Origin of the sequence: Pandoraea sp. PE-S2T-3 (assembly GCF_002179965.1) — a bacterium.
In the GTDB taxonomy this organism is placed as follows: Bacteria; Pseudomonadota; Gammaproteobacteria; order Burkholderiales; family Burkholderiaceae; genus Pandoraea.
This window is the reverse complement of the sequence record NZ_NGUQ01000013.1, coordinates 29,789-53,707: the sequence shown is the minus strand read 5'-3', so window position 1 is coordinate 53,707 and position 23,919 is coordinate 29,789. Positions and strand designations below refer to the sequence as shown.

General features: G+C 63.5%; 21 protein-coding genes. 13 read left to right on the top strand and 8 right to left on the bottom strand.

Going from position 1 to position 23,919, the window contains the following annotated elements; all coding sequences use genetic code 11:
- The first annotated feature begins 109 nt into the window (after nt 1-109).
- From CDV46_RS09430 to CDV46_RS09420, 3 genes are all read left to right on the top strand, one after another.
- Complete coding sequence (locus CDV46_RS09430) at nt 110-367, top strand: GlsB/YeaQ/YmgE family stress response membrane protein (RefSeq protein WP_058376243.1); 258 nt, start codon at nt 110-112, stop codon at nt 365-367.
- Nucleotides 368-389: 22 nt separating this feature from the next.
- Nucleotides 390-629 carry a GlsB/YeaQ/YmgE family stress response membrane protein gene (locus CDV46_RS09425; RefSeq protein ID WP_087686214.1) on the top strand — a complete coding sequence of 80 codons (240 nt, stop codon included), beginning with the start codon at nt 390-392 and terminating at the stop codon, nt 627-629.
- A gap of 340 nt (nt 630-969) precedes the next feature.
- Nucleotides 970-2,469 (top strand): MDR family MFS transporter, encoded by a 1,500-nt coding sequence (locus tag CDV46_RS09420; RefSeq protein WP_087686213.1) that lies wholly within the window; start codon nt 970-972, stop codon nt 2,467-2,469.
- Nucleotides 2,470-2,583: 114 nt separating this feature from the next.
- On the opposite strand, the gene CDV46_RS09415 is transcribed toward CDV46_RS09420, so the two are convergent.
- Complete coding sequence (locus CDV46_RS09415) at nt 2,584-5,040, bottom strand: penicillin acylase family protein (protein ID WP_087722404.1); 2,457 nt, start codon at nt 5,038-5,040, stop codon at nt 2,584-2,586.
- Between the two features lie 195 nt (nt 5,041-5,235).
- Here CDV46_RS09415 and CDV46_RS09410 point away from each other — a divergent pair, with 195 nt between their 5' ends.
- The gene (locus tag CDV46_RS09410) at nt 5,236-5,685 is read left to right on the top strand and encodes a GtrA family protein (RefSeq protein WP_087722403.1); all 450 of its coding nucleotides are present in this window, start codon (nt 5,236-5,238) and stop codon (nt 5,683-5,685) included.
- Here CDV46_RS09410 and CDV46_RS09405 read toward each other — a convergent pair.
- The 3 genes from CDV46_RS09405 to CDV46_RS09395 form a co-directional block, all read right to left on the bottom strand.
- The gene (locus CDV46_RS09405; RefSeq protein ID WP_087722402.1) at nt 5,612-6,730 is read right to left on the bottom strand and encodes a glycosyltransferase family 2 protein; all 1,119 of its coding nucleotides are present in this window, start codon (nt 6,728-6,730) and stop codon (nt 5,612-5,614) included. The genes CDV46_RS09410 and CDV46_RS09405 overlap by 74 nt on opposite strands.
- A 4-nt stretch (nt 6,731-6,734) precedes the next feature.
- Nucleotides 6,735-8,036: a glycosyltransferase family 87 protein gene (locus CDV46_RS09400; protein ID WP_087722401.1), complete on the bottom strand. Its 1,302-nt coding sequence runs from the start codon at nt 8,034-8,036 to the stop codon at nt 6,735-6,737.
- A gap of 250 nt (nt 8,037-8,286) precedes the next feature.
- A complete protein-coding gene (locus CDV46_RS09395; protein WP_087722400.1) occupies nt 8,287-9,732 on the bottom strand; it encodes an SLC13 family permease in 1,446 nt (481 codons plus the stop codon).
- A gap of 62 nt (nt 9,733-9,794) precedes the next feature.
- Here CDV46_RS09395 and CDV46_RS09390 point away from each other — a divergent pair, with 62 nt between their 5' ends.
- From CDV46_RS09390 to CDV46_RS09375, 4 genes are all read left to right on the top strand, one after another.
- Nucleotides 9,795-10,475 (top strand): GntR family transcriptional regulator, encoded by a 681-nt coding sequence (locus CDV46_RS09390; RefSeq protein WP_087722399.1) that lies wholly within the window; start codon nt 9,795-9,797, stop codon nt 10,473-10,475.
- Complete coding sequence (locus tag CDV46_RS09385; RefSeq protein ID WP_254915984.1) at nt 10,472-10,936, top strand: GNAT family N-acetyltransferase; 465 nt, start codon at nt 10,472-10,474, stop codon at nt 10,934-10,936. The genes CDV46_RS09390 and CDV46_RS09385 overlap by 4 nt, the downstream gene beginning before the upstream one ends.
- 238 nt (nt 10,937-11,174) lie before the next feature.
- Nucleotides 11,175-11,453 carry a type II toxin-antitoxin system Phd/YefM family antitoxin gene (locus tag CDV46_RS09380; protein WP_087722428.1) on the top strand — a complete coding sequence of 93 codons (279 nt, stop codon included), beginning with the start codon at nt 11,175-11,177 and terminating at the stop codon, nt 11,451-11,453.
- A gap of 29 nt (nt 11,454-11,482) precedes the next feature.
- Nucleotides 11,483-11,791: a type II toxin-antitoxin system RelE/ParE family toxin gene (locus CDV46_RS09375; RefSeq protein ID WP_249277347.1), complete on the top strand. Its 309-nt coding sequence runs from the start codon at nt 11,483-11,485 to the stop codon at nt 11,789-11,791.
- A 130-nt stretch (nt 11,792-11,921) separates the two neighbouring features.
- Here CDV46_RS09375 and ychF read toward each other — a convergent pair whose 3' ends face one another.
- Together ychF and ypfJ are read right to left on the bottom strand one after the other, a co-directional pair.
- On the bottom strand, nt 11,922-13,016 hold the full coding sequence (ychF, locus tag CDV46_RS09370) for a redox-regulated ATPase YchF (protein WP_058376235.1): 1,095 nt from the start codon (nt 13,014-13,016) through the stop codon (nt 11,922-11,924).
- Nucleotides 13,017-13,125: 109 nt separating this feature from the next.
- Nucleotides 13,126-14,013: a KPN_02809 family neutral zinc metallopeptidase gene (ypfJ, locus tag CDV46_RS09365; RefSeq protein WP_087722398.1), complete on the bottom strand. Its 888-nt coding sequence runs from the start codon at nt 14,011-14,013 to the stop codon at nt 13,126-13,128.
- Between the two features lie 194 nt (nt 14,014-14,207).
- Between ypfJ and CDV46_RS09360 the strand changes: the two genes are divergently transcribed.
- The 3 genes from CDV46_RS09360 to CDV46_RS09350 all read left to right on the top strand — a co-directional run bounded on the left by CDV46_RS09360 (nt 14,208) and on the right by CDV46_RS09350 (nt 18,131).
- The gene (locus CDV46_RS09360; protein WP_087722397.1) at nt 14,208-15,407 is read left to right on the top strand and encodes a UbiH/UbiF family hydroxylase; all 1,200 of its coding nucleotides are present in this window, start codon (nt 14,208-14,210) and stop codon (nt 15,405-15,407) included.
- A 124-nt stretch (nt 15,408-15,531) separates the two neighbouring features.
- On the top strand, nt 15,532-16,284 hold the full coding sequence (locus CDV46_RS09355) for a DsbC family protein (protein WP_087686203.1): 753 nt from the start codon (nt 15,532-15,534) through the stop codon (nt 16,282-16,284).
- Nucleotides 16,285-16,325: 41 nt separating this feature from the next.
- The gene (locus CDV46_RS09350; RefSeq protein WP_087722396.1) at nt 16,326-18,131 is read left to right on the top strand and encodes a M61 family metallopeptidase; all 1,806 of its coding nucleotides are present in this window, start codon (nt 16,326-16,328) and stop codon (nt 18,129-18,131) included.
- A gap of 66 nt (nt 18,132-18,197) precedes the next feature.
- Here the strand turns inward: CDV46_RS09350 and CDV46_RS09345 are convergent, their stop codons facing one another.
- A complete protein-coding gene (locus CDV46_RS09345) occupies nt 18,198-19,148 on the bottom strand; it encodes a LysR family transcriptional regulator (protein ID WP_058376230.1) in 951 nt (316 codons plus the stop codon).
- A gap of 256 nt (nt 19,149-19,404) precedes the next feature.
- Here CDV46_RS09345 and CDV46_RS09340 point away from each other — a divergent pair, with 256 nt between their 5' ends.
- A complete protein-coding gene (locus CDV46_RS09340; protein WP_087722395.1) occupies nt 19,405-20,004 on the top strand; it encodes an FMN-dependent NADH-azoreductase in 600 nt (199 codons plus the stop codon).
- Between the two features lie 214 nt (nt 20,005-20,218).
- Complete coding sequence (locus tag CDV46_RS09335; protein WP_176399043.1) at nt 20,219-21,160, top strand: pirin-like C-terminal cupin domain-containing protein; 942 nt, start codon at nt 20,219-20,221, stop codon at nt 21,158-21,160.
- Nucleotides 21,161-21,315: 155 nt separating this feature from the next.
- Here CDV46_RS09335 and CDV46_RS09330 read toward each other — a convergent pair whose 3' ends face one another.
- Nucleotides 21,316-23,586, bottom strand: a complete 2,271-nt coding sequence (locus CDV46_RS09330; RefSeq protein WP_087722393.1) for a TonB-dependent receptor — start codon at nt 23,584-23,586, stop codon at nt 21,316-21,318.
- Nucleotides 23,587-23,919: the final 333 nt, after the last annotated feature.

The window sequence follows — 23,919 nt, the reverse complement described above, 5'->3', positions numbered from 1 at the left end:
TGATGAAATATTGAGCAATAAATGCCGTTGTGGCGCCGATGACGCGACCGTCGACATGCCGGAAATAGGCGATATACTGCGTTCGGGTTCCCGTCCTTGGAGACACGTCATGGGCATTATCGGCACCATCGTCGTCGGTCTGATCGTCGGTCTCATCGCACGCGCCTTGCATCCCGGCCGGGACAGCATGGGCATTATCATGACCATCATCCTCGGCATTGCCGGCGCGCTGCTCGCCCGGTATGTCGGACAGTTCCTCCATCTCTATACCGAAGGCCAATCGGCCGGCTGGATCGCCTCGATCATTGGCGCGATCGTCCTGCTGGTGATTTACGGCGCCATCAAGCGCAGCCGCGGTACCGCCTGACGTCCGCGCCCGGAGAGCGATCATGAGCATTCTCATTCTCCTGCTGGTCGGGCTGGTGGCCGGCTGGCTTGCCGGACTGGTCGTCGGCGGCAGCTTCGGGCTGATCGGCGACATCGTCGTCGGGGTGATCGGCGCGTTCATCGGCGCCTGGCTGCTTCAGCATCTGGGCATCGCCATCGGGCACGGCACCTTCGGGCGCATCATCACGGCCACCATCGGTGCGATTGTGCTGCTCGCGCTGTTGCGGCTGGTGCGACGATAGGCCGCATCGCGACCGGGTGGTTTCGCGGCAAAAGCAACACCACCGGCGTGTGATCGCGGAAAAATCGAGCGTTGATCGCTCATGGCGAGGCTTTGACTGCGCCAAACCTTCCAAAACCCGCTTCCGGTCAGGGTTTTCTCAGCCCGTAAGCCCCGTGGCATAAGGCTTTCCGGGAAGCGAGGGCGGTCGCCCGCGCACGTCATACGCGTTTGTCGGTGTTCGGCTATGCTTGTCGCCATCCTCTGGCCCGAGTCGTCTTGACTACGCGCGCGGTACCCCCGCCACGTTCGATCCCCGTCTTCCGCCGTCTCAAACGCGTCGCCCCCACTTCAAAAAAACAATGACTGCTAACCGCAATTCCGTGCGGCCTTTCATCGTGGCATCCGTCATGGCTGCGACCTCCATGGTCGCCATCGAAGCCACGATCATTTCCACCGCCATGCCGCAAATCGTCGCCCAGCTCGGCGGCTTGAATCTGTACAGCTGGGTCTTCTCCGCGTTCCTGCTCACGCAGACCGCCATGACCGTGGTGTTCGGCAAGCTCGCCGATCTCTACGGGCGCAAGCCGGTGGTGCTCGCGGGCATCGTGATCTTCCTGATTGCCTCGCTCGGCGGCGGGCTCGCGTGGTCGATGCCCGCGATGATCGTCTTCCGCCTGTTGCAGGGCGTGGGCGCGGCGTGCATCCAGCCGGTGAGTCTGACCATCATTGCCGACTACTACCCGATCAGCGAACGCGGCAAGGTGCAGGGCTATCTGGCGAGCGTGTGGGCCATTTCGGCCGTGCTCGGACCGATGCTCGGCGGCATCATCATCCGTGACCTGTCGTGGGCGTGGATCTTCTGGATCAACATCCCCATCGGCTTGCTGGCCGCGGCGGGCTTCATCGCCTATCTGCACGAAGAGGCCCCGCGCCAGAAACCGAGCATCGACTTCCTCGGGGCCGTGTTCTTCACCATCGCCGTGGCGGCGCTGATGATTGCGCTCACCGATGCGAATGCCTTCACCGATACGCATGTGTGGTCGGGCGTGCTGGTATGCGCCATCGCCTCGATGCTGTTCGTGTGGCAGGAGCGCCGCGCGAAGGATCCGATGATCTCGTTCGCGCTGTGGAGCCGCCGTCCGATTGCGGCGGCCAATGCGGCGACGATGCTTTCGGGCATGGTGCTCATGGGGCTGACGACGTTCCTGCCGATGTACGCGCAGGGCGTGCTCAAGCAAACGCCGGTGGTCGCGGGTATGGCGCTCACGATGATCATGGTGGGCTGGCCGATCGGGGCCACGCTCGCCGCCAAGACGTTCACCCGATTTGGCCTGCGCCGCGTGCTGGTGCTGGGCAGCCTGCTGATGCCGATGGGTGGCATCGTGTTTGCGTTGCTCGGCCCGAACAGTTCGCCGGTGCTGGCAGGGTTCGGCTCGTTGCTGATGGGCTTCTCGATGGGTACCGGCAGCGTGAGCGCGCTGGTGCTGATTCAGGAGCTTGTCGCGCCGTCGCAGCGCGGCAGTGCCACGGCGTCGAACATCTTCTCGCGGAATCTGGGCAGCACGCTGGGCGCGATGTTGTTCGGTGCAGTGCTCAACTACGGGCTGACGCATTCGAGCGGTCTGGGCACTGTCAGCTCCGACCAGTTGCGTCACGTGCTGGAAGATCGCGGCGTGGCGACCGTGGCCGATCAGGCGATTCGCGCGGTGTTGCAACACTCGCTGCACCTGACGTTCCTGTCGATTCTCGCGATTTCGGTGGGCGTGGTCATTCTGCTGCTGCTCGTGCCGACCAACGCCGTCGACAGCGCGCGTGGCGTGAAGCGCGACAAGCCGGAGTTTGTGCCCGGCGGGCATTGATCGTCAGATTGCCAGATCGTGATTGGCATGCAGGCGCGCCAATGAAAACGGCCGGTACGGGGGCAACCCCGACCGGCCGTTTTCTATTCAACCTGCCTGATCCATCACGTCACATCAACGCGATGCTTCCGGCACCAGATGCAGGCGTGACTCCGTCTCCGCTTCGACCGCGGCACGGGTGTACGGCAGCTTGAAGTACTCGCCGTCGAGCCACTTCTGCGCAAGGTCTCGATAGTGCGGGCTGTCCGGATTGCCCGATTCGCCGGGCAGGTTCATCGCGCGCGTGTTGTCCCAGTTGCCCACGTCGACCACGATCCGGAACGACGGTCCGTTGGTCTGGCGGAAGTCGCTCACGCGATACGTCGACTGGTTCGGCGTAAAGGTACTGCCGCCCTTGGGCAACGGACCGACGTTGAGCTTCGCGCGCATGGCGGGGTCGACGGCGTCGGCGAGCGGGTGCGCATTCAGGTTGGTCTGAAGCTTGCCCCACTGCCACGCACTCGGGTCGGCGCCTTGCAGCTTGACCATCTCGCCCCATGCTTCGCCAAGGCTGCTGAGCAGCACAGCGTCGCGCTTGGCGTTGGCGTTCTCGCCAAAGCGGGCGGCGGGTTGCTCAAGCGCGTCGAGCATCGGTGCCGGGTCGGGCGCGCCGAAGCTGTCCGCAGCGGCCTTCGGCAGCACCGCGTTCTTGTAGGCGCGGCCCAGATGACGGCTGAACCAGACCTCTTCCAGCGCGGCCTGTGCCGAGTCGGCTCCCATGTGGGCGTCCCAGCCCTTGAGCAGTTTGAGCGCGGCAGCCGTTTGCGGATCGTCGCTGGAGAGCGGCGCGAGGAGCGCCATCAAACGGCGGGCCGGAATCGACACGATGTCGTTCTGCAAGCGCTCGGAATCTTCGATCGACACCTTGTCCTTCGCCTTCAGCACCTCGTCGATGCGCGCATGACGCGAGCCGTTGGTCCATTCGAAGCCGAGCTTGCGCTGATCGTACGGATACCCGGCCGGCATGTTCATCTCGTTGGACGTGGTGAAGTAGCCGGTCGCGGGGTTGTAGGCAGAGGGCAACTGATCGCGCCGCCAGAAGCCGGCCCACTCATAGCGGCCGTCGCCGGGCACGGGCATCAGACCGTCCCAGTTCGGACGAATCGGTGCCATGCCGCTCGGCACCCAGCCGATATTGCCCGCCGTATCCGCATAGACCTGATTGACCGTAGGCGCGCCCCACGTGTCGAGTGCCTTCTGGAACTGCGCGTAGTTCTTCGCGCGCATGTAGCGCATGGCGTCGAAGTACGGCGACATGCCCGGCTCAAGCCATGCCGTGCGCACGGCGTACGCGCGGTGTTTGTCCTTGTCGACATAGATCACCGGGCCGTGGCGGGTGAACTTGAGATCGGTCTCGACGGGCGCGCCGTCGCGCACGTTGATCGTCTCGTGGGCGGTGCGCATCGACACCCACTTGCCGCGATAGCGGTACTGGTCCGGGTTGGCCGGGTTCAGCTCGTAGACGTACAGGTCTTCCTGATCGATGTTGAAGATCGTGAGGCCGAACGCGATGGTGCCGTTATGACCGATCGCCACGCCCGGAATGGCCGGCTCGCCGGCGCCGATCAGATTGAGCGTGGGCGTGCTCACCTGCACGATGTAGCGCAGGCTCGGCGCGGCGTAGGCGCGGTGCGGGTCGTTGGCCATGATGGCGCGGCCGGTGGCCGACTTCTGCGGCGAGATGACCCAGTTGTTGCTGCCTTCCGCCGATTCGGTCGATACGTCGTACGGGCCGGCTTCGGCCACCTGAATGATGTCGGCGTCGGCGCGTTGCAGTGATTCCTTGGTGATCTTCACGCCTTGCGTGGCGAGATCGAAGACCTTGAGCAGATCGTCGGGCAGGCACGGATCGAGACCGGCGGGCACTTGTGTCTTCCATGCCGGTTGCAAGCCGACGCGCACACTGTCGGCGTCGAGCGAGGCTTTGCACACGACCTTGGCGCGCGCGACTTCGCTCTTGAGGTTGCGGGTGAGGCCGTGGCTGCGAATGCGCACGATGTCTTCGGCGGTCCATTTCGCTGGCCAATACCCGACCGTGCGGAATTCGTACGGCATCTGGTCGGGGTGCGCGGCGAGCCATTCGATATAGGCGTTCACGCCGGCGGCGAAGGCTTCGGCGGCCGGCTTGGCATCGGGGCCGTAGCGGCGCCATTCGGTTGCCATGTCGCCGCGATAGACGAAGCGGCGGGCGGCATCATCCTGCGCGACGTAGGCGCGGCCAAAGACTTCCGACAACTCGCCGAGACCCCGGCGTCGCCAGAGGTCGATCTGGAACAGGCGGTCGCGCGCGGCATTGAAGCCTTGCACGAAGAAGCCGTCGCGCTCGTTCGCCGCGAAGATGTGCGGCACGCCGTTGCGATCGATCAGGATATCGGCCGGCTGCGAGAGACCGGCGACCGTGAGTGTTTCGGATGCGGGGGGTGCGGCCGAGGGGGCAGTGTCGGCGGCGTGCACAGACGCGCTCCACGTGGCGAAGGCACAGGTCAGTGCGCCGATGGCGTGGATGGCGTATGTGGCATTGGGGCGTTGCATTGTCTTCCTCCTGTCTTCTTTGGGGGTATTGTTCTTGCGAAGTACCCAGCAATCCTATGCAGATCCCGGCGACTTGCAACCCATATTCCGCGAGGTGGAAGAAATCCCTATACTCGATCGGCCGCCGGTGTTTTTCTTACACCTTGCGCTTCCGAATTCTCTTACTTGCCCGCGCCTTTACGCACAACGCCGCTGATGCACGAACCCCGTCCGCCATCGTCACCGCCACCGGCTTCGCGTCTGCAACGCTGGCGTGCGTCGCGTCATGTGCGTACGTTGTTCGTGCCGCTATGGCGATTTGGTGTGACGGGGGTGATCTCGACGGCGGTGCATGTGATCGTGGCGATCACACTTATCGATGGGTTCGGCGTGGGACCGGTGCTGGCGAACGCGACGGCGTTTTGCGTGGCGACACCGTGTTCCTATCTGCTCAATACGCTCTGGAGTTTTTCCGCGCGGCTACATCGCACGAGTCTGCTGCGCTTCGTGGGGGTGTCGCTATTCGGGCTGTGGCTCACGACGATGATTGCCGGAGGCGTCGAGCGCTTGGGTGGCAATCACTGGCTGGGCATCATCGCTGTCGTGCTGATCGTGCCGCCCGCGACGTTTTTGTTGCATCGGCTCTGGACGTATCGCGACGCGTGAGCGCGAGGCTTTCGTGCAGATGGCGCGGTGTGCGCCCGCCCACGCGAGCCGGCAGATGGCTGACCTTGCCGCTCGCCTGATAGCGCCGGCGCACGAGATAGAGCGGGCGTCCCTTCGATTCGTAATAGATCCGTCCGACGTATTCGCCGATCACCCCAATCCCCACTAGCTGGATACCACCGAGGAACAGGATGCCGACGAGCAGCGACGCATAGCCGGGCACATCGATGCCGTGGATGAGCGTGCGCAGCGCGATAAAGCAGCCATAGGCGAACGAGACGAACGCCAGCGATACGCCGATGTAAGTCCAGCAGCGCAGCGGCACGGTGCTGAAGCTGGTGATGCCTTCCAACGCAAAATTCCACAGCCGCCAGCCGGAGAATTTCGACTCACCGGCGCTGCGCGGTTCGCGCACGTACTCCACGATTTCCGTATGAAAGCCGACCCACGCGAAGAGACCCTTCATGAAGCGGCGGCGCTCGGGCAACTGCTTGAGCGCCGTCACCACGCGCCGGTCGATCAGCCGGAAGTCGCCGACGTTCTCGGGCAACTTCACTTCGGAGAGCCGGTTGTGTACGCGGTAGTACAACCCGGCGGCGACGCGTTTGGCGAAGCTGTCGCTCGCGCGGTTGGTGCGCTTGGCGAGCACGACTTCGGCGCCGTTGCGCCAGCGCTCGATCATCACGGGTATGAGGGCCGGCGGGTCTTGCAGGTCGGCGTCGATAGGGATTACGGCGTCGCCGATGGCTTCGTCGATACCGGCGCTGAGTGCGGCTTCCTTGCCGAAGTTGCGCGTGAAGTCCACCACGCGAATGCGGGCGTCGCGACGGCGGAACGCGAGCAAAGCGTTGAGTGTGTCGTCGGTGCTGCCGTCGTTCACGCAGACGATTTCGAAGCGAACGCCGGTCACGCCGTCGAGGATGGGGACAACGGCCCGGAAGAAGGCGTCGAGCGCCGGGGCTTCGTTGTGGCAGGGCACCACGAGCGAGACGAGCGGTGCGCGGGTGGCGTCGGGTGTGTGGCGGGTGTCGGCAGCGCGTGGCATCGGGTCACCTCGTGAACACGTGGGCCATGCCGGGGGCACGGCGGTCGGCGGCATCGATTCGCCGATCGAACGCATCGGGCAGATCGGGAACGTGCGCAAGCTTGCGGCGACGGCGCCAGAGCAGGCCGAGTGTCGCCAGCGTGATGAACGGCATGAACTGAAAGTGAATGAACAGTACGCCGAACAGGCCCAGTAGCGGTGTGATCCACAGCAGCACAAGCCATTCGCGCTCGCCACGCAGCCAGCCGCGTGCAATGCCATCACGCACGTACCACGCGATCACCAGCGAGAGCAGGGCGAGATCGTAGTCGTAGAGATACGGACTCACGAGTGTGGTCGCACAAATGAGCATGGCCGCACGCAGCGCGAAAGCCGTGGGGCGCCGCCAGAAGTCGATCATCGCCGCCACGGCACCGAGCGCAATCACGGCGTGAATCGCGAGTGCGACGACGACCGGCAGGCCGAGCATGCGTCCGGTGATGAAGAACGTGGGAATACGTGCAACCTGCGCCGTGCCGTTGGCGACGCCTTGGCGTGCGTACTCGTTGGCATGAAGGAAGGCCGCGTAGACGTCGATGCCGAAGACCGCTGCGGCCAGCAATGTGGTGACGGCGACCGTGGCGATACAGGCGGCAAGGGCACGCCATTGGCGGGCGCAAAGGAATGCCAGCGGAAAGAGCAGTGCGATGTGCGGTTTGATGAAGAGCAGGCCCGCGAAGATACCTGCCCACACGGGGCGTTTGCGCAGGAACACCAGTGAGAAGCCGGCGATGGCCGTGGTGTAGAGGCCGATCTGTCCGGCGACCACGACGAGCAACACCCCGGGGAAGCCGATGATGGGCAAGCGCGCGTCCTGCCACGGCGCGGTACGCCGCAGCGCCGTGTAGAAAAAGCCGAAGCCGACGCAGGCATAGGCCGTGTAAGCGAAAGTGAAAGGCAGCAGCGCGACGGGGGCGAGAAACACCATCATCACGGGCGGATAGAGCCACGGCATGTAGCCGCCCATCTTGGCTGTCCACGGTTCTTCTGCGAGTTGTACGCCGTTCATGATCTCGATGTTGTAGGCATCGAGCGGATGCCCTTGCAGCACGAGATGCGACGCGCCCCAGAACGGCAGGAAGTCGAGACCGAACGGGCCGACCTTGGGGTTTTGTTGAATGAAATGCTGATAGCACCAGATACCGATCACGCCGAGCACGCAAAGCAGGCCGGCGGCGGCATACAGGCGAATGCGATCGCGATCATCGCTCCAGTGCCGGCGCGAGGGCGCTGCTACGTCAACCACTGCGGACGGCTTCGATGTCATGCCAACACCCCCCTGGCTGCATGAAGACTGCGATGCTCGATTGCGCTGCTGTTTTGGTGTTGCGAGTTGTTGTTGTAACGATTGTCACTGCGCGGGCACGCCAAGCTCAAGCAGGGCATTCCCGAGATGGCAGGGCCACGCTTTGATATTAGACGAGACGGTCTCCGAAAGGATCACGTCTATCGGGTGACTGTGGCAAACCGGCGTTTGAAGTGTTGATTCGGATGGCAACGCAAAACGTCACGGCGCGTCACATCAGGCCGATGACGTGCCACCAAAACGCATTGGTGGGCAGCACCGTGACGAGCGACAGCAGGGCGGTGGCGACGCAAAACCGGGTGGCGTCGCGCAGCCCGATACCGGCGAGGGCCATGGCCAGAATCAGCGGCGGGGCCTGATACGGCAGCACGATCGTCGAGATACCGACGGCCTGCGTGAGCAACACGGCTTTCATGCTGAGCGGCGCGCCCTGTGCGAAGGCGGGGACTAAGGGGGTGAACAATGCGGGCGCGGCGTTCGAAGTGACGGCAAACATCAGCACGACAGAGAGTAGGACCAGCACGAGATAGGCGGACGTTGCCGACATTTGAGCAAGGTCGAGGCGCGAGAGCGCGGGACGCAACGCATCGGCCAGACCTGCGTGATCGACGGCCGCTGTCAGTCCGATGATCGCGGCCACAAACCACAGCGGCGCGAGTTTCACCTGTTTGAGAAACGCTTCCGGATTCACGAGGCGTAGTGGGCCGAGGCAAAGCAGCGCCACGCCGAGCCCGACCCAACCGGCGGAGACGTGGTGCCACGGTTCAGTGAACCAGAGCCCCAACATCAGCGTCAGCGCGCCGAGCAGGCGGCGTTCGGCGGCGCTCATCGATGCGGTTGCGGGCGAGGGGGATGACGACGCGAGGTCTGCTGCGACGAGATGATCCGGAAACATCCACATGGCAACGACGACCAGCAGCGCGCCGCGCACGACGGCCAGCGCGGGGACGAGTGCGCTGGCGTATTCGGCATAACCGAGGCGGATGCCCAGCACCGTTTCCGCGCTGCCCGCCATCACCAGATTTGGCAGATTGGCGGGCAGGATGGCTGTCGATAGTTCGCAACTGGCGAGCGCGGTGGCGAGAAGCAGCCCGGTGCGCCCGGGGCGACCGGCGACGAAGCCGACGCGGTCGCAAAAGCTCAGCACGATCGGCACCAGAATGGCGATGCGTCCCAGCGTGGAGGGCATGACCAGCGACAGCACGAAGGCGATGGCGACGAACCCGGTGAGGGCGAGCCCGTAAGCGTGTCCGCAATGGGCGGCGAGGCGGCGTGCCACGCGTTCGCCGAGTCCGGTGACGGCGAGCGCCATGCCGATGACGGCGCCGCTGAACACCAGCCAGAAGGCACCGGACGTGAAGCCCGAGAAGACCACGCCTGCGCCGAGCGATGTTCCGGCAACCAGCAGGAACATCAACAGCAGCGACACGAGGAAGTCGGGCAGCCAGCCGGTGGCCCAGTAGCCGAGGCAAAGCGTCACGATGACGGCCACCGAGAGTGTGTCGCCACGCAACCCTGCCGAGTACAGCGCGAAGCCAACGAGGGCGCTGAGTCCCACAAGCAAGCCATGCCGCCAGCGTCGCCCGGGCGCGAAGGCGTCGCCGGGGATGGGGGCGACCGTGCTGCCAGCAGCAGGTGTCGGGCTGGTTTGTGACATGGCGACTCCAGATAATATATAATTTTGCGTGATTATATATAATTTGCCGGGAGAGTCGACGAATGGCGAAAGATGCCGGATCGGAAGCGGGATCGGAGTCGCAAGCTGGGACCGCGACGGAGCGGGCCTATGAAGCGTTGCGCGAGCAGATTGGCCGAGGCGAATTGAAGCCGGGCGAAGCGCTGCGGCAGGACCATCTGGCGGCGGCGCTGGGCGTGAGCCATGTGCCGGTGCGTGAAGCGCTGACGATGCTGGCGGCTGACGGGTTGGCGCTCAGTCGCGTGAATCGCGGCACGGTGGTGGCGTCGCTCACTGAGCGCGACGCGCTGGAGTTGGCCGACTACCGGGCGTTGCTGGAGGGGCGGTTGATGGCGTTGGCGATGCCGAACTTGTCGCGCGCCGATCTGGCGCGGGCCGAGGCGTCGTTGGATGCGTTGGAAGCGGCGTCGGATCTTGCGGATGTGGTGGCACGCAACGCGGCGTTTCACGCGATGCTGTACGCGAAGGCGGAGCGCCCTTACTTTCAGCGAGCAGTGGCGACGGCGCGGCTAAACCTCGGCCGGTATTTGTTTCTGGCGTGGCGCACGCAGGGGAACGCGCAGCGCTCGCACGACGAACATCGGGAGTTACTGCGTCTTTGTGCGGCTGGTGACGATGCAGGGGCGGTGGCATTAGTGCAGGCGCATAACCGCGAAACCGGCGAGCGGATCGCGCAAATCATTCGAGAGGGTTGGGACGCGTGAGCTACGTCGACACGAACGGCCGCGCCTTTGTCATTGAAGCGGCGAGACCGACGGATTTGCCTGTGCTTGCGCAGCTGTATCTCGACGTCAGACGGCAGACGATGACGTGGCTGACGCCCGACCGGTTCCGGTATGAAGACTTCGCGTCGGATGCCGCGGGCGAGACGATTCAAGTAGCGAGAGCTGTCAACGACGAGATCCTCGGATTCATCTCCGTCTGGCCAGCGGATAACTTCATTCACATGCTCTACGTGCGTGAGGCCTCGCAAGGCGCAGGTGTGGGGGCGGCGTTGTTGAAAGCGCTCCCGGGCTGGCAGTCGCGCGTATATCGACTCAAATGTCTGGTGAAGAACTCGCGGGCGAAGGCGTTCTACTTGCGTCACGGTTTTGTTGTGACCGGGGCGGGGACGTCGGAAGAGGGGGATTACGAGGATATGGTGACCGTGGTTGCCCGAGCTTGATGAGCTGCCGATTGAGTGCTGTCTGATAAGTGTCACATCTGCTTGTGATGGTTTGTGCTCGGAGAACCATTGCCGAGGGAAGAGAGACGAGGAACACATCCTGATCGTCGCAGCCTATCGAACGAGATGTCAGCGAAGCGCTTCCATACTCCCTTAAGTACCTCCTCTCGACCGATGTCATTGAGGGTGGACCTTAAAAGGACTATATTCAGTCTCACTGGGATTTGGAACTATGGAAATGCGCTACTCAACGCAAGTCAAGCCTATCAGCTATCTGAAGGCGAACGCCGCGGAAGTCCTGGCGACGCTCGCGAAACAACGCGTGCCGATGATTATCACGCAGAATGGCGAAGCCAAAGCCGTACTGGTGGATGTGGCTTCGTATGAAGCGACGCAGGAAACGCTCGCACTTCTCAAACTGCTGGCGCTTGGGAATCGAGATGTGGAGGCGGGCAACGTTGCATCAGTCGCCGATGTCGTGGCGCGTATTCGAAAAAAGCGGAGCGCCGCGGAATGACGGGAGGGAGGGTCAAGTACAAAGTGACCATGACTGCCGGTGCAGAAAGTGACCTCGAAGCGATTTACGACTACATTGCCGAGTTCGATTGTCCGAAGAATGCAGAGCGAGTTCTCGATCAGTTGCTGAGCGTTGTAGAGAGCCTCGCTCAATGGCCTGAACGCGGTAGTTATCCCAGAGAGCTGGTGTCGCTCGGTATCAAGGAGTTCCGTCAAGTTGCCTTCAAACCCTATCGCGTCATTTATCGGATCTTCGGCAAACAAATCGTGATCTACGTCGTCGCTGACGGTCGGCGCGATATGCAGTCGGTTCTCGAAGATCGCTTACTCTCAAGTTAGCCGACTCACTCGCTTTCACTCGACCAAACAAAAACACCCCGGATCAGCGGCGTACCGCTGTGATCCGGGGTGTTTTTGTTTGTGGCGACCCGTTTGCACGGGAGCGCCACGACAATCAGTCTGTCAGACGTTAAACGTTAAACAAGAAATTCATCACGTCGCCGTCGTGCACGACGTACTCCTTGCCTTCGGCGCGCATCTTGCCGGCTTCTTTCGCGCCTTGCTCGCCCTTGAACTGGATGTAGTCGTCGAACGCGATCGTCTGTGCGCGGATGAAGCCGCGCTCGAAGTCGGTGTGGATCACGCCAGCCGCTTGCGGGGCCGTGTCGCCCACGTGGATCGTCCACGCGCGCACTTCCTTCACGCCGGCCGTGAAGTACGTCTGCAAGCCCAGCAGCTTGAAGCCCGCACGAATCACGCGGTCCAGACCCGGCTCGTCCATGCCCATGTCGGCCAAAAACTCGGCCTTGTCGGCATCTTCCATATCGCCGATTTCCGCTTCGATCGCCGCGCACACCGCCACGACCGGCGCATTTTCCGCTTCAGCGTACTTGCGCACCGCATCCAGATGCGGGTTGTTCTCGAAACCGTCGTCCTTCACGTTCGCCACATACATCGTCGGCTTGGCCGTGATCAGGCAGAACGGCTTGATCAACGCCTGTTCGTCTTCTGACAGCTTGAGCGAGCGCACCGGACGTGCCTCGTTGAGCACCGGCGCAATCTTCTCGAGTACCGCCACCAGCTTGGCCGCTTCCTTGTCGTTGCCCGACTTGGCCGCCTTCGTGTAACGCTGCAACGACTTCTCGACGGTGGCCAGATCGGCCAGCGCGAGTTCGGTGTTGATCACTTCGATGTCGGAGATCGGGTTGACCTTGCCGGCCACGTGGATGACGTTCTCATCCTCGAAGCAACGCACGACGTGCGTGATCGCGTCCGTCTCGCGAATGTTCGCGAGGAACTGGTTGCCCAGCCCTTCACCCTTGGACGCGCCCGCCACCAGACCGGCGATGTCCACGAATTCGACCGTTGCCGGCATGATCCGCTCGGGCTTGACGATCTCGGCCAGCTTGCCCAGTCGCGGGTCCGGCACCTCGACCACGCCGACGTTCGGCTCGATCGTACAGAACGGGTAGTTCTCGGCAGCGATGCCCGCCTTGGTCAGCGCATTGAAAAGGGTCGATTTGCCGACGTTGGGCAAGCCGACGATGCCGCATTTGAGGCTCATGCTAAATCCTGTGAAATCCGGTATTGCGTCGCGGAAAGTCCGCTATTGTACCCGTTCGTGCCCGAAACACCCGCTCCGCCACCCCCGGGGCCCCGGGGGCCGCAGGCGCTCAGCTTAGTTGCTTGGCCGAGAACGTGTCGCACTTGCGCACATCGCCCGACTGCAACCCCTGACGCAGCCAATACACCCGCTGCGCACTCGTGCCGTGCGTGAACGACTCCGGCACCACGCGCCCCTGCGATTGCTGCTGCAACCGGTCGTCGCCAATGGCCGCCGCCGCCTTGAGCCCCTGTTCAATGTCACCCGGCTCGAACAACTGCTGGTTCGCCTTGGCCGCATTGTTGGCCCAGACGCCGGCAAAGCAGTCCGCCTGCAACTCCAGCCGCACCGACAGCGCATTGGCCTGCGCTTCGCTCACCCGCCGGCGCGCCGCGTCGAACTGCTCGGAAATGCCCAGCAGGTTCTGCACGTGATGGCCCACCTCGTGCGCAATCACGTAAGCCTGCGCGAAGTCGCCACCCGCACCGAACTTGCGCTGCAATTCGTCGTAAAACTCGAGATCGATATAGACCTTCTGGTCGCCCGGACAGTAAAACGGCCCCATGGCCGTTTGCCCCGTCCCGCACGCCGTAGCCGTCGCCCCGGAGAACACCACCAGCTTGGGCGCCACGTACTGACGGTTCAACTGCGCGGGGAAAACGCTCGCCCATGTGTGCTCGATGTTGCCCAGCACCTTGCGCGTGAAGACAATCTTGGGATCGTTGGCGGGGGCGGCGGGTGTGCCATTGCCCGGTGCCCGCTGGGGCTGCGACTGCGTCTGCCCCTGAATCATCTGCGAGCCTTCGATGATCACGCGCGGGTCGATGCCGAAGAAGTACGAGGCCGCCAGCGCCACCACGATCGTGCCGATCCCGATGGTCGCGCGACCTCCGAAGCCGCCGCCACTGCCCCGGCGGTCTTCTACGTTCTGACTTTCCTGTTCGTCGTCGAGACGCATTTTGAATCTCCCCTGCATGGATGCCCGTTACCTGCGCGGAAGTATAGCGCCGGGCGTCGACGGCGCGACGCTCGGTCGCAGCCGGGCCCCGCGCGGCCGGTCATCGCCCCGGCGGCAGGCGTGCGACAATACGCCATCTCGTTTTCTGAACCAGTCGGCTCGCGCAGTCATGGCGCGGGCGCTGCATTCGCCGCATGGCCCAATCCCAAACTTCCAGCCAGACGCACGACGTCATCGTCGTCGGTGGCGGTCTGATCGGCAAGGCCGCCGCCTTGCTGCTTTCGCAAGCGCGCCTGTCGGTCGCACTGCTCGCCCAGCCCGCCGCCGCGCCAGCACCGGCGACGGCCCCCGGCGCCGACCTCTGGGACGCCCGCATCTATTCGCTCTCGTCCAGCTCGCAAGCCCTCTTCGAGCGCATGCGTGTCTGGCAGGCGGTCGATCCTGCACGCGTGAATCCCGTCTACGACATGGAAGTGTTCGGCGACGAACGCGGCAGCCTGCACTTCTCGGCCTATCAGGCCGCCGTGCCGCAACTGGCATGGATCGCCGAATCGTCCAATCTCGAACGCGCCCTCGACGCCGCGCTGCGCTTCTCTCCGCAAGTCCATTGGGTCGACGCCCGCGCCGATGCGCTCGAAGTCGACGCGGATGCCGCTTCGGTGCGTTTGTCCGACGGCAAGGTACTGCGCGCATCGCTCGTGGTCGGGGCCGACGGCGCGCACTCTTGGGTACGTGGCACGGCAGGCCTCAATGGCACGGTGCGCCCGTACGAACAACTGGGCGTGGTGTGCAACTTCCGCGCGGAGCGATCGCACCGCGATACCGCGTTTCAATGGTTTCACGACGGCGAGATCATCGCGCTGCTGCCACTGCCGGATCAGCACGTCTCGCTCGTCTGGTCGGCGGCCGAGGGTCACGCCAGTCAGTTGCTTGCGCTCGACCCCAAAGACCTTGCCGAGCGCATCGGTACGTTCTCGAAGGGTGAACTTGGCCAGCTCACGCCGGTCTCAGCCCGCGCACAGGGGTTTCCGCTGGTGCTCGCGCAAGCGAAGCGTCTCATTGCCCAACGCGTGGCGTTGATCGGCGACGCGGCGCACGTAGTGCATCCGCTGGCCGGGCAGGGCATGAACCTCGGTTTGCGCGATGTTGCCGCACTGGGCGACGCCGTGGCTGCGCGGGAATCGTTCCGCGACTGTGGCGATGCCACCGTGCTGCGTCGCTACGAGCGTGCGCGCAAGGAAGATATCGGCAGCATGGCGTTCACGACCGATGGGCTGCACAAGCTGTTCTCGACCAGCAGCCCGCTCGCGAAGTTTGCACGCAACGCCGGTCTCGACGGCGTGAACATGCTGCCCTTCGTGAAGAAATTCCTGATCGGCCGCGCGCTGGGTTAAGGCATTCGTCTACGGCGTCGATTCGCAACTGGCGAAACGACGCGCGGGACAGTGCAAGTATCTGCGCACGCCCTCGCATCCCCATACGCACCATCAAGCACGACACTACTTCTGGAGAAATTCGATGTTGCAACGTTATCGCGCCGCGGCGCTTGCTATCGCAGCGGTTTGCGCCGCCGGTGTCACCACGCTGGCCGTCGCGCAGAACAAGCCGGACGCGACGCTCGACCGCGTGAAGAGCGCCGTGCAAAAGACGCTTGGTTCGGATGCCCCCGTGAAGTCGGTGTCGCGCACGCCGGTGCCGGGGCTCTACGAAGTGGCGGTCGGCGGCGAGATCATCTACGCCGACGAAAAGGCTCAGTACGTCATTCTGGGCGGTAACCTGATCGACACCAAGACGCGTCAGAACCTCACGGAAGCGCGTCAATCCGAGCTGAACAAGGTCGACTTCTCGAAGCTCCCGCTCGATCGCGCGATCAAGTTCGTGAAGGGCAACGGCAGCCGCAAGATCGCGGTCTTCTCCGATCCGAATTGCCCGTACTGCAAGCGCTTCGAAGAGACCCTGAAGTCGAACATCGACAACATCACCGTCTATACCTTCCTGTACCCGGTGCTCGGCCCGGATTCGGACGCCAAGTCGAAGGCCATCTGGTGCTCGACCGATCGCCTCAAGGCATGGCACGACTGGATGCTCGACAAGAAGGCACCGGCCACGCCGAGCGCCAAGTGCGACGACGGTCCGGTCAAGCAGAACGTGGCGCTGGGTCACAGCTACAACGTGACGGGCACGCCGACGATCATTCTGTCGGACGGCCGCCGCCTGCCGGGCGCCGTGCCCGCCGACGAGCTCGAAAAAGCCCTCGCCACCGTCAAGTAAGCCCTCTCACATAAGAAGCGCCTGCCCGCGCCGCCCACGTCATGAAAGCTACGCCTTCCATTCGGTACGCCATCGTCCCGAAGTCGCCCGCCGCCCACTTGTTCGAAGTGAGCGTCACGGTCTCCAGCCCTGCGCCTGAAGGCCAGCGTTTCACGCTGCCGGCGTGGATTCCGGGCAGCTATATGGTGCGCGAGTTCGCGCGCAACATCGTGACCATCGGCGCGACGTGCCGTGGCCGCAAGGTGGCGCTCGACAAGCTCGACAAGCACACGTGGCAGGCGGCGCCCTGCAAGGGCACGCTGATCGTGACGTACGAGGTCTATGCGTGGGATCTCTCGGTGCGCGCCGCGCATCTGGACGACACGCACGGCTTCTTCAACGGCACCAGCGTGTTTCTGCGAGTGCACGGGCAGGAGAACTCGCCGTGCGAAGTCGACATCCTGCGTCCGCGCGGTGCCGCCTACAAGGCATGGCGCGTGGCGACGGCGCTGGAACCTGCACAGGGGACGGCGGCGCTCGACTTCGGCCGCTATGCCGCCGCCGATTACGACGAACTGATCGATTCGCCGGTGGAACTGGGCACCTTCGTGCACGGCACCTTCAAGGCGTGCGGTGTGACGCATGAGGTGGCCATCACCGGCCCCGTGCCGAAGCTCGATCTCGATCGCTTGCTGCGCGACATGAAGAAGATCTGCGAATCGCAGATCCGATTGTTCGAACCGGGCGCCAGCGCGCGCTCGCGTGTGCCCATGTCGCGTTACGTCTTCCTGCTGATGACCGTGGGCGACGGCTATGGCGGGCTGGAGCATCGCGCATCCACGGCGTTGCTGGCCGGTCGTAACGATTTGCCGGTGCAGGGTCAGGCCAAGATGAGCGACGCGTATCGCGGCTTCCTCGGTCTGGTGAGCCACGAGTATTTCCACACGTGGAACGTCAAACGCATCAAACCGGCGGCCTTTGCGCCCTATACGCTCGATCAGGAAAACTACACGCGCCTGCTGTGGTTGTTCGAAGGCTTCACGTCGTACTACGACGATCTGATGCTCGTGCGCAGCGGCGTGATCGACGCGCCCGCTTATTACGATCTGGTCGCGAAGACGGTGGCCAATGTGCTGCGCGGCAGCGGCCGTCTCAAGCAGACCGTTGCCGAGAGTTCGTTCGACGCGTGGACCAAGTACTACCGTCAGGACGAGAACGCGCCGAACGCCATCGTGAGCTACTACACGAAGGGCTCGCTGATCGCGCTGGCACTTGATCTGACCATTCGCACGCAGACCCGTGGCCAGAAGTCGCTCGACGACATCATGCGCGCGCTGTGGCAGCGTTACGGACGCGATTTCTATCGCGGCTCGCCGGTCGGCATCGATGAAGACGCGGTGCAGCCGTTGTTTGAAGAGGTGTCGGGTATCGACCTGTCGGAGTTCTTCGCGACGGCCGTCAACGGCACGCGCGACTTGCCGCTCGCGTCGTTGCTGGAACGTGTCGGCCTGACGCTGGCGCCGGTGACACCGGATCACGGCCGTCCGTCACTGGGCGCGAAGACGGCCAAGCGCGGTGACGATCTCGCGCTCGCGCAGGTGCTCGACGGTGGCGCTGCGCAAGCGGCGGGTCTGTCGGCAGGCGATACGCTCGTCGCCATCGACGGTCTGCGCGTGACGGCGGGCAATCTCGACAAGTTGCTCGAACGCTATCGTGCAGGCGATCAGGTGCGCGTGCATGCGTTCCGTCGTGACGAGTTGCGTGAAACCACGCTTACGCTCGATGCCCCGGAAGTGACGCAATACCGCATTACCGCCACGCGCGATCGCGCCGCAGCGCAACGCCGCGAGAAGTGGCTGAGCGCCTGATCTGTATTTGATCCGTGTTTGATGGGTGTTTGAATCGCGTTTGATTCGTCTTTGATTCGCGCCCAATTACCGCTTGGCCTCGACCGGTGCCGGACCCGGCACCGTCGGGTCGCGGTTTTCTTCGGGACACGTCCGCGCGACCGCCAGCATATGTTCGATGAAGACCTGTGTCTTTCTCGGCAAAAAGCGGCGCGAGGGCGTGACCAGATGCACCGGGCTGGCCGGTAACGACCACTCGGGCAGCACTTTGACCAGACGGCCCGTGCGCAACGCATCTTCGGCCAGAATGTCGGTCAGCGCGGCAATGCCGCTGCCCGCCAGCGCCATCTCCTTGACCATCCCCATGCTGTTGACCTGAATCGCGCCGTGCATCGTGATGTCCACGCGCTGCCGCCCTTTGTGCAGTGTGTCGGTATTGAAGAGCCGCCGCGCGCCTTGCAGAATCACGTACCGGTGGCCGGCAAGTTCTTCCGGCTCACCGGGCAGGCCGGTGGCGCTGAGATAGAGCGGGCTGGCGTAGAGGCTGCGCGTGAGCATCAGCAACGGACGCGCCACCAGCGTGGAGTCCGAGAGCTGGCCCGCGCGAATGGCGACATCCACACGCTCGGCGATCAGGTCGACCTGCCGCGAACTGAGATCGACATCGACGGTGATTTCGGGATACGCCGCACAGAACGTGGCGAGCGGAAGCGCCAGCCATTGCGTCGCAAAGTCGGCGGGTGCGGTGATGCGCAAACGGCCACGCGGCTTGTTCGAGAGCTGCGAAGCGAAGTCGCGCGTCTCTTCCACCTCTTCGAGAATCGGCAGACAGCGCTCGTAATACGCCTCGCCCACTTCCGTGAGTTCAAGCCGCCGGGTGGTCTTGTGCAGCAGCCGCGTGCCGAGTCGCGTCTCCAGCCGGGACAGACGGCGGCTGACCGTTGCCTTCGGGAGATCGAGCCGCTCACCGGCCCGGGTGATGCTGCCGGAGCGCACCACTTCGGCGAAGATCAGCATGTCGTTCAGATCGTCAATCATCGCACTGCGCTCCTTGTGACGCCTGATGGCATCTGGTCAAACCCGCTGAATCACCCATGAACCGCCCGTGAATCCGCTACCCGGGAGGGACGAATTCATTGTTCCAAAATAGGAACAAACAATTCGATTTTAGCGGCTTGTTTCATTTTTGTGGGTAACTAGAATTCACCCTAAGCCGACACGCAATTGACGGCATCCCCGGTGAAGGGGGCCTGCGTGGACGGATTTTCCGAACCCAGGCTCAGGAGCCACAGCAATGACCACGATTCTGCAAATCAATTCCGCCGCCCGCTCGCAGGGTGCCAACTCGACCACGCTCGCCAACGAAACGGTGACGCAACTGGTCGCGAAGAACCCCGGTGCCAAGGTGATCGTGCGCGATCTGCTGGCCGACGGCGTGCCACATCTGGACGAAGCCGTGATCGGCGCGTTCTTCACGCCGGAAGACCAACGCTCGCCCGAGCAGAACGCCATCATCGCGCGCAGCGATGCGCTGATCGCCGAAATTCAAGCCGCCGACTATGTCGTGTTCGGCGTGCCGCTGTACAACTTCCAGGTGCCGTCGCAACTGAAGGCGTACTTCGACTGGATCGCCCGTGCCCGCGTGACGTTCCGTTACCGTGAAGACGGCACCGTGGAAGGCCTGATCCAAGGCAAGAAGGTGCTCGTGGCGTTTGCTCGCGGCGGCAACTACAAGGACACGCCGGCCGACAGCCAAACCCCGTACCTGAAGGCCATTCTGGGCTTCCTCGGCATGACGGACGTGACGTTCATCTTCGCCGAAGGTCTGGCACGTGGCCCGGAATCGGCCGCTGCCGGTTTCAAGAACGCCCGCGACGCCATCGCAGCGCTGTAATTCAGCGTACTGAGTTTCTTCGTACCGAAACTCAGCGTACTGAAGTGGCGCGCCCGGTCGGGCTGCGAACGTAGCCCGACTCGCCGGATTCTCCCGGCGAGCGGGCGCGCCGCGTCGCTTACCGCTAGTTGTCCCGCACGCGCAGGAACCCCCAATGACCAACCCGAATTCCGTCCCGGGTCTCGCATCGGGTCCCGTATCTCTCGAATCTCTCGTGTCGTTACGGACTCGTGTCAAGAAGCGCCCGGCCGCCCATGCCGACGCGCCGGTCATTCCGCGCGTGCTTCCCGTCTCCCGGCCCGGCCGCTGTGCTGCGGCCGCGGGGGCGGGTGTTTTCGATCAGACCGCCGAGACCGATCCGTTCCTCTCGGTCGATGTATTCCGCCGTCACGGCGCGTGCATTCCGCCGCATCCGCATGCAGGGTGTGCCGTGGCGACCTATCTGTTTCCCGAATCTACGACGTCGATGCGCTGCCGAAACGCGCAAGGCGGTGACGACACGCTGCAACCGGGCGATCTGCTCTGGCTGGAAGCGAATTGCGGCACCGTGCATGACGACGTCCCGGAAGACCTTTGCAAGACCGTGCGCGGCGTGCGTCTGGTCGTCAATCGCGCCGGACGGCATGCGCATGGCGCCCCCGATCAAACCGTGGTGCGCGCCGCCGCGATGCCGCAGTGGCAAGCGGGCGGGCTCGACCTGACGCTCGTGTGTGGCGAGTGGGGTGAAAGGCAAGTCGATCGCGCTGATCGTGCTGATCGTGCTGATTGCGTAAGCAGCGACGAGACGCCTCAAAGCGGTGGCGGCCATTCCTGTGAGGAAAAACCGACAACGTTGTTGCGACTCGACTGGCGCGACGACGACGTGCGTACGTTCACCATTCCGTGCGACGGCCGCCGTTGGATTGCGCTGATCGCGCAGGGCGAGGCGGCATTGGCTGGCCATGCGTTGCGTGCCGATGGCGGCGATGTGGAAGCGATGTTGCTGCCGCCCGGTGAATGGCAGATGGCGGGGCGCGCTGGCGCACGCCTGCTGCTCGTCGGCGGTACGCCACTCGATGAGCCGGTGGTCTTTCGCGGCAACTTCGCGGCGCGCGACGAGGGCGATCTCATCAACCTCATGCGGCGTTACCAGCAAGGCTCGATGGGCACGCTTTGATGCTGCGTGACTGAAGTCAGTGCCCAATGAATGCAGAAGGGGGATTCGGCCGTTGCGACCGAATCCCCCTTTTTACGCTGCCGTATGACTTCAGCGCACTACGTCACTGCGTCACGTTGCAGCAATGTCACTGCGGCACTACGGCCCGTCATGCATCACTGATGGAAGTTCAGCGTCAGCATGGCGCTGCGGCCCGGGGCCCACGTGGCGTAGATCGGGTAGGCGCTGGCGTAGTACTTCTTGTCGAAGATGTTCTGCACGTTCAGTTGCAGATCGACGCTGCGCGAGACGCGATACGTTGCCATGGCGTCGAAGCGTGCATAGCCCGGCGTCCACTTGCGCGTGGTGGCCGACACCGACGCGTAGGTGAGACTCGAGAGCGTCATGCCGGCACCGAGCGTGAGCTTGGGCAGCACTTCGTAGTCGGTCCACAGCGTGACGTTGTGCTTGGGCACCATCACCATCGGCAGACCCGACGCGCCCGGCGCACTCGGACCCGCATCGGTCGTGATCGCATCCAGATACGAATAGCCGCCGAACACGCGCCAGTGTTGTGTCAGGTTGCCGGCCCAGCCGAGTTCGGCACCGCGCACGCGCTGGCTCCCGGCGTTGATCGTGCCGCCCAGACCATCACTCACGCGAGCATTGGTCTTGTCGGTCTGGAACAGTGCTGCCGTGAGCGACAGGCGTTGCTCCAGCACATCCCATTTCGCACCGATTTCGATATTGCGGCTGCGCTCAGGCGACAGATTCGAGTTGCCCGTCGTAATCTGGTCCGTACCGCCACCGAGGCCGCTGTTCGCGCCCGGCGGGTTCGCCGACGTGCCGTACGACGCGTACAGGCTCAGCGTCGGCAGCACCTTGTAGACCACGCCCAACTGGAAGCTGAACAGGGTCGAGATGTTCTTCAGGTCAGGGGCACCGGCTTGCACGGCGTGAACGTCGAAGCGATCGAGGCGCATGCCGCCGTTGAGCAGCCAGCGCTCCGAGAGCTTCACGCTGTCGAACAGATAGGCCGAGGCCACATCGGTGCGCGTGTTCGTTGCGGCGCCGGGGAAGGCCTTGTCGCCGTTGAGGACGAGCTTGCCCGTCCACGGGTTGTCCGGATTCCAGCCGCCGATGGTCGTGCAGTTGTAGGCCACCGAGCAGGGGCCGCCCGAGCGGATGTTGTTACCGGCGCTGTCTGCGACGAGGTACCCCTCGTAGCGGCTTTGTTCGTTGCTGAATTCGACGCCGCCCGTGAGCGTGTGCTCGAAGCCGAACAACGTGGCCTTGCCGGTGAGTTCGGTCTGGTTGGCGATGCTGTTGGTGGCGTACTTGCCGCTCTTGGCTTGCAGCGAAATGATGTTCGAGCTGGCCGACTGGAACTGCGGGTTCGTCGCCACGTAGTCGAGCGTGGAGCGGCCGACCATCGTGGTGTTCTTCACTTTCCACGTGTCGTTGAGGCGGTGCTCGATCTTGATTTCGCCGGTGTCGGTCTGGCCGCGGCGGTAATCGCGATTGTTCAGGCCGTAGAACTGGTTGCGCTGGAAGCCGCCGTCGGGCGTGCCGCCTGCCGAGCGGAACGGCGCGCTGAAGTCCGGCATGTCGTACGAGTTCAGGTGGTAGTAGCTGAACGTGACGGTGGTCGGGCTGTTCAGGCCGAAGGCCACCGACGGCGCGATGCCCCAGCGCTTGCTGTAGACGTTGGTGCGGCCGGCCTGATCGGCGTCGAAGCCCATGGCGTTCAAGCGCACGGCGGTCTGATCGTTGAGCTGGCGGTTCACGTCCAGCGTCAGGCGCTTGTAGCTGTCGGTGCCGAAGCCAAGGCTGGCGTTGGTGAAGTCTTCCAGCCGCGGCGTTTTCGTCGTGATATCGATGCTGCCGCCAACGGCGCCGCGTCCGGCGTAGACCGAATCCGGGCCCTTGATGACGCTGATGTTCTCGATGGCGAACGTTTCGCGGTTCTGCACGCCGGAGTCGCGCATGCCGTCGACGAAGATCGAGTTGCGCGATTCGAAGCCGCGAATGACCGGGCGGTCGGCCGACGGGTTCGCGGCGGCGTCGCCACCGAGGAACGTGATGCCGGGCACCGTTTTGAGCGCGTCGGCGAACGTGGTGGCGTTCGTCTGCTTGATCAGCTCTTCGGGAATGACCGTGACCGAGCGCGGCGTGTCGCGCAGCGGGTCGACGAACTTGTACGACGGCAACGTCTTGGTCTGCATGGCCGACGGCACGGCGCTGTCGTTCACCTGCGTGGTCGGCAGGGTAACGGCATTGGCGGCGGCAGGGGTGGCGCTGGCAGCCGGGTCCGTGTTCCCGGTCGGGGCGGGCTGGGCTGGCTGGGTGGTCTGTGCGGTAGCGGGGAGGGCGAGGGCGCCACCGGCGACGAGCAGGGCGCAGGCGGTCACGAGCAGACGCTGGCGCGTCTGGAAAGCGGTAGACATACGTGTGTTCCGGCTATGGCGTCACCGTCGGACGCCTGACGGGCCGGGCAACGCACGATTCTTATCAGTTGATAATGAGACGAATTCTCATTACGGCCGGAAGTTTAATATGTTCAAGAAAGCGTGTAAACGTTTGAAATGATCTATGCGTTCGTATATTTCGGTGGGTAAAACCACATCTGATCGCGACGTCAGGGACGTCGCCTAAGTCGGGATGGATTTGCTAGTTATAACTATCAATAATTATTGAAAAATACAAAAAGATAGTCAAAACAAACAAATTGAATCGTTGTCGATTGCGAGTTATGTCTATCATGGGAAGTGAATTTCCCG

Coding starts and splice junctions, on each gene's coding strand:
- CDV46_RS09430 (WP_058376243.1), top strand. CDS start 110: ATGGGCATTATCGGCACCATCGTCGTCGGTCTGATCGTCGGTCTCATC.
- CDV46_RS09425 (WP_087686214.1), top strand. CDS start 390: ATGAGCATTCTCATTCTCCTGCTGGTCGGGCTGGTGGCCGGCTGGCTT.
- CDV46_RS09420 (WP_087686213.1), top strand. CDS start 970: ATGACTGCTAACCGCAATTCCGTGCGGCCTTTCATCGTGGCATCCGTC.
- CDV46_RS09415 (WP_087722404.1), bottom strand. CDS start 5,040: ATGCAACGCCCCAATGCCACATACGCCATCCACGCCATCGGCGCACTG.
- CDV46_RS09410 (WP_087722403.1), top strand. CDS start 5,236: ATGCACGAACCCCGTCCGCCATCGTCACCGCCACCGGCTTCGCGTCTG.
- CDV46_RS09405 (WP_087722402.1), bottom strand. CDS start 6,730: ATGCCACGCGCTGCCGACACCCGCCACACACCCGACGCCACCCGCGCA.
- CDV46_RS09400 (WP_087722401.1), bottom strand. CDS start 8,036: ATGACATCGAAGCCGTCCGCAGTGGTTGACGTAGCAGCGCCCTCGCGC.
- CDV46_RS09395 (WP_087722400.1), bottom strand. CDS start 9,732: ATGTCACAAACCAGCCCGACACCTGCTGCTGGCAGCACGGTCGCCCCC.
- CDV46_RS09390 (WP_087722399.1), top strand. CDS start 9,795: ATGGCGAAAGATGCCGGATCGGAAGCGGGATCGGAGTCGCAAGCTGGG.
- CDV46_RS09380 (WP_087722428.1), top strand. CDS start 11,175: ATGCGCTACTCAACGCAAGTCAAGCCTATCAGCTATCTGAAGGCGAAC.
- CDV46_RS09375 (WP_249277347.1), top strand. CDS start 11,483: ATGACTGCCGGTGCAGAAAGTGACCTCGAAGCGATTTACGACTACATT.
- ychF (WP_058376235.1), bottom strand. CDS start 13,016: ATGAGCCTCAAATGCGGCATCGTCGGCTTGCCCAACGTCGGCAAATCG.
- ypfJ (WP_087722398.1), bottom strand. CDS start 14,013: ATGCGTCTCGACGACGAACAGGAAAGTCAGAACGTAGAAGACCGCCGG.
- CDV46_RS09360 (WP_087722397.1), top strand. CDS start 14,208: ATGGCCCAATCCCAAACTTCCAGCCAGACGCACGACGTCATCGTCGTC.
- CDV46_RS09355 (WP_087686203.1), top strand. CDS start 15,532: ATGTTGCAACGTTATCGCGCCGCGGCGCTTGCTATCGCAGCGGTTTGC.
- CDV46_RS09350 (WP_087722396.1), top strand. CDS start 16,326: ATGAAAGCTACGCCTTCCATTCGGTACGCCATCGTCCCGAAGTCGCCC.
- CDV46_RS09345 (WP_058376230.1), bottom strand. CDS start 19,148: ATGATTGACGATCTGAACGACATGCTGATCTTCGCCGAAGTGGTGCGC.
- CDV46_RS09340 (WP_087722395.1), top strand. CDS start 19,405: ATGACCACGATTCTGCAAATCAATTCCGCCGCCCGCTCGCAGGGTGCC.
- CDV46_RS09330 (WP_087722393.1), bottom strand. CDS start 23,586: ATGTCTACCGCTTTCCAGACGCGCCAGCGTCTGCTCGTGACCGCCTGC.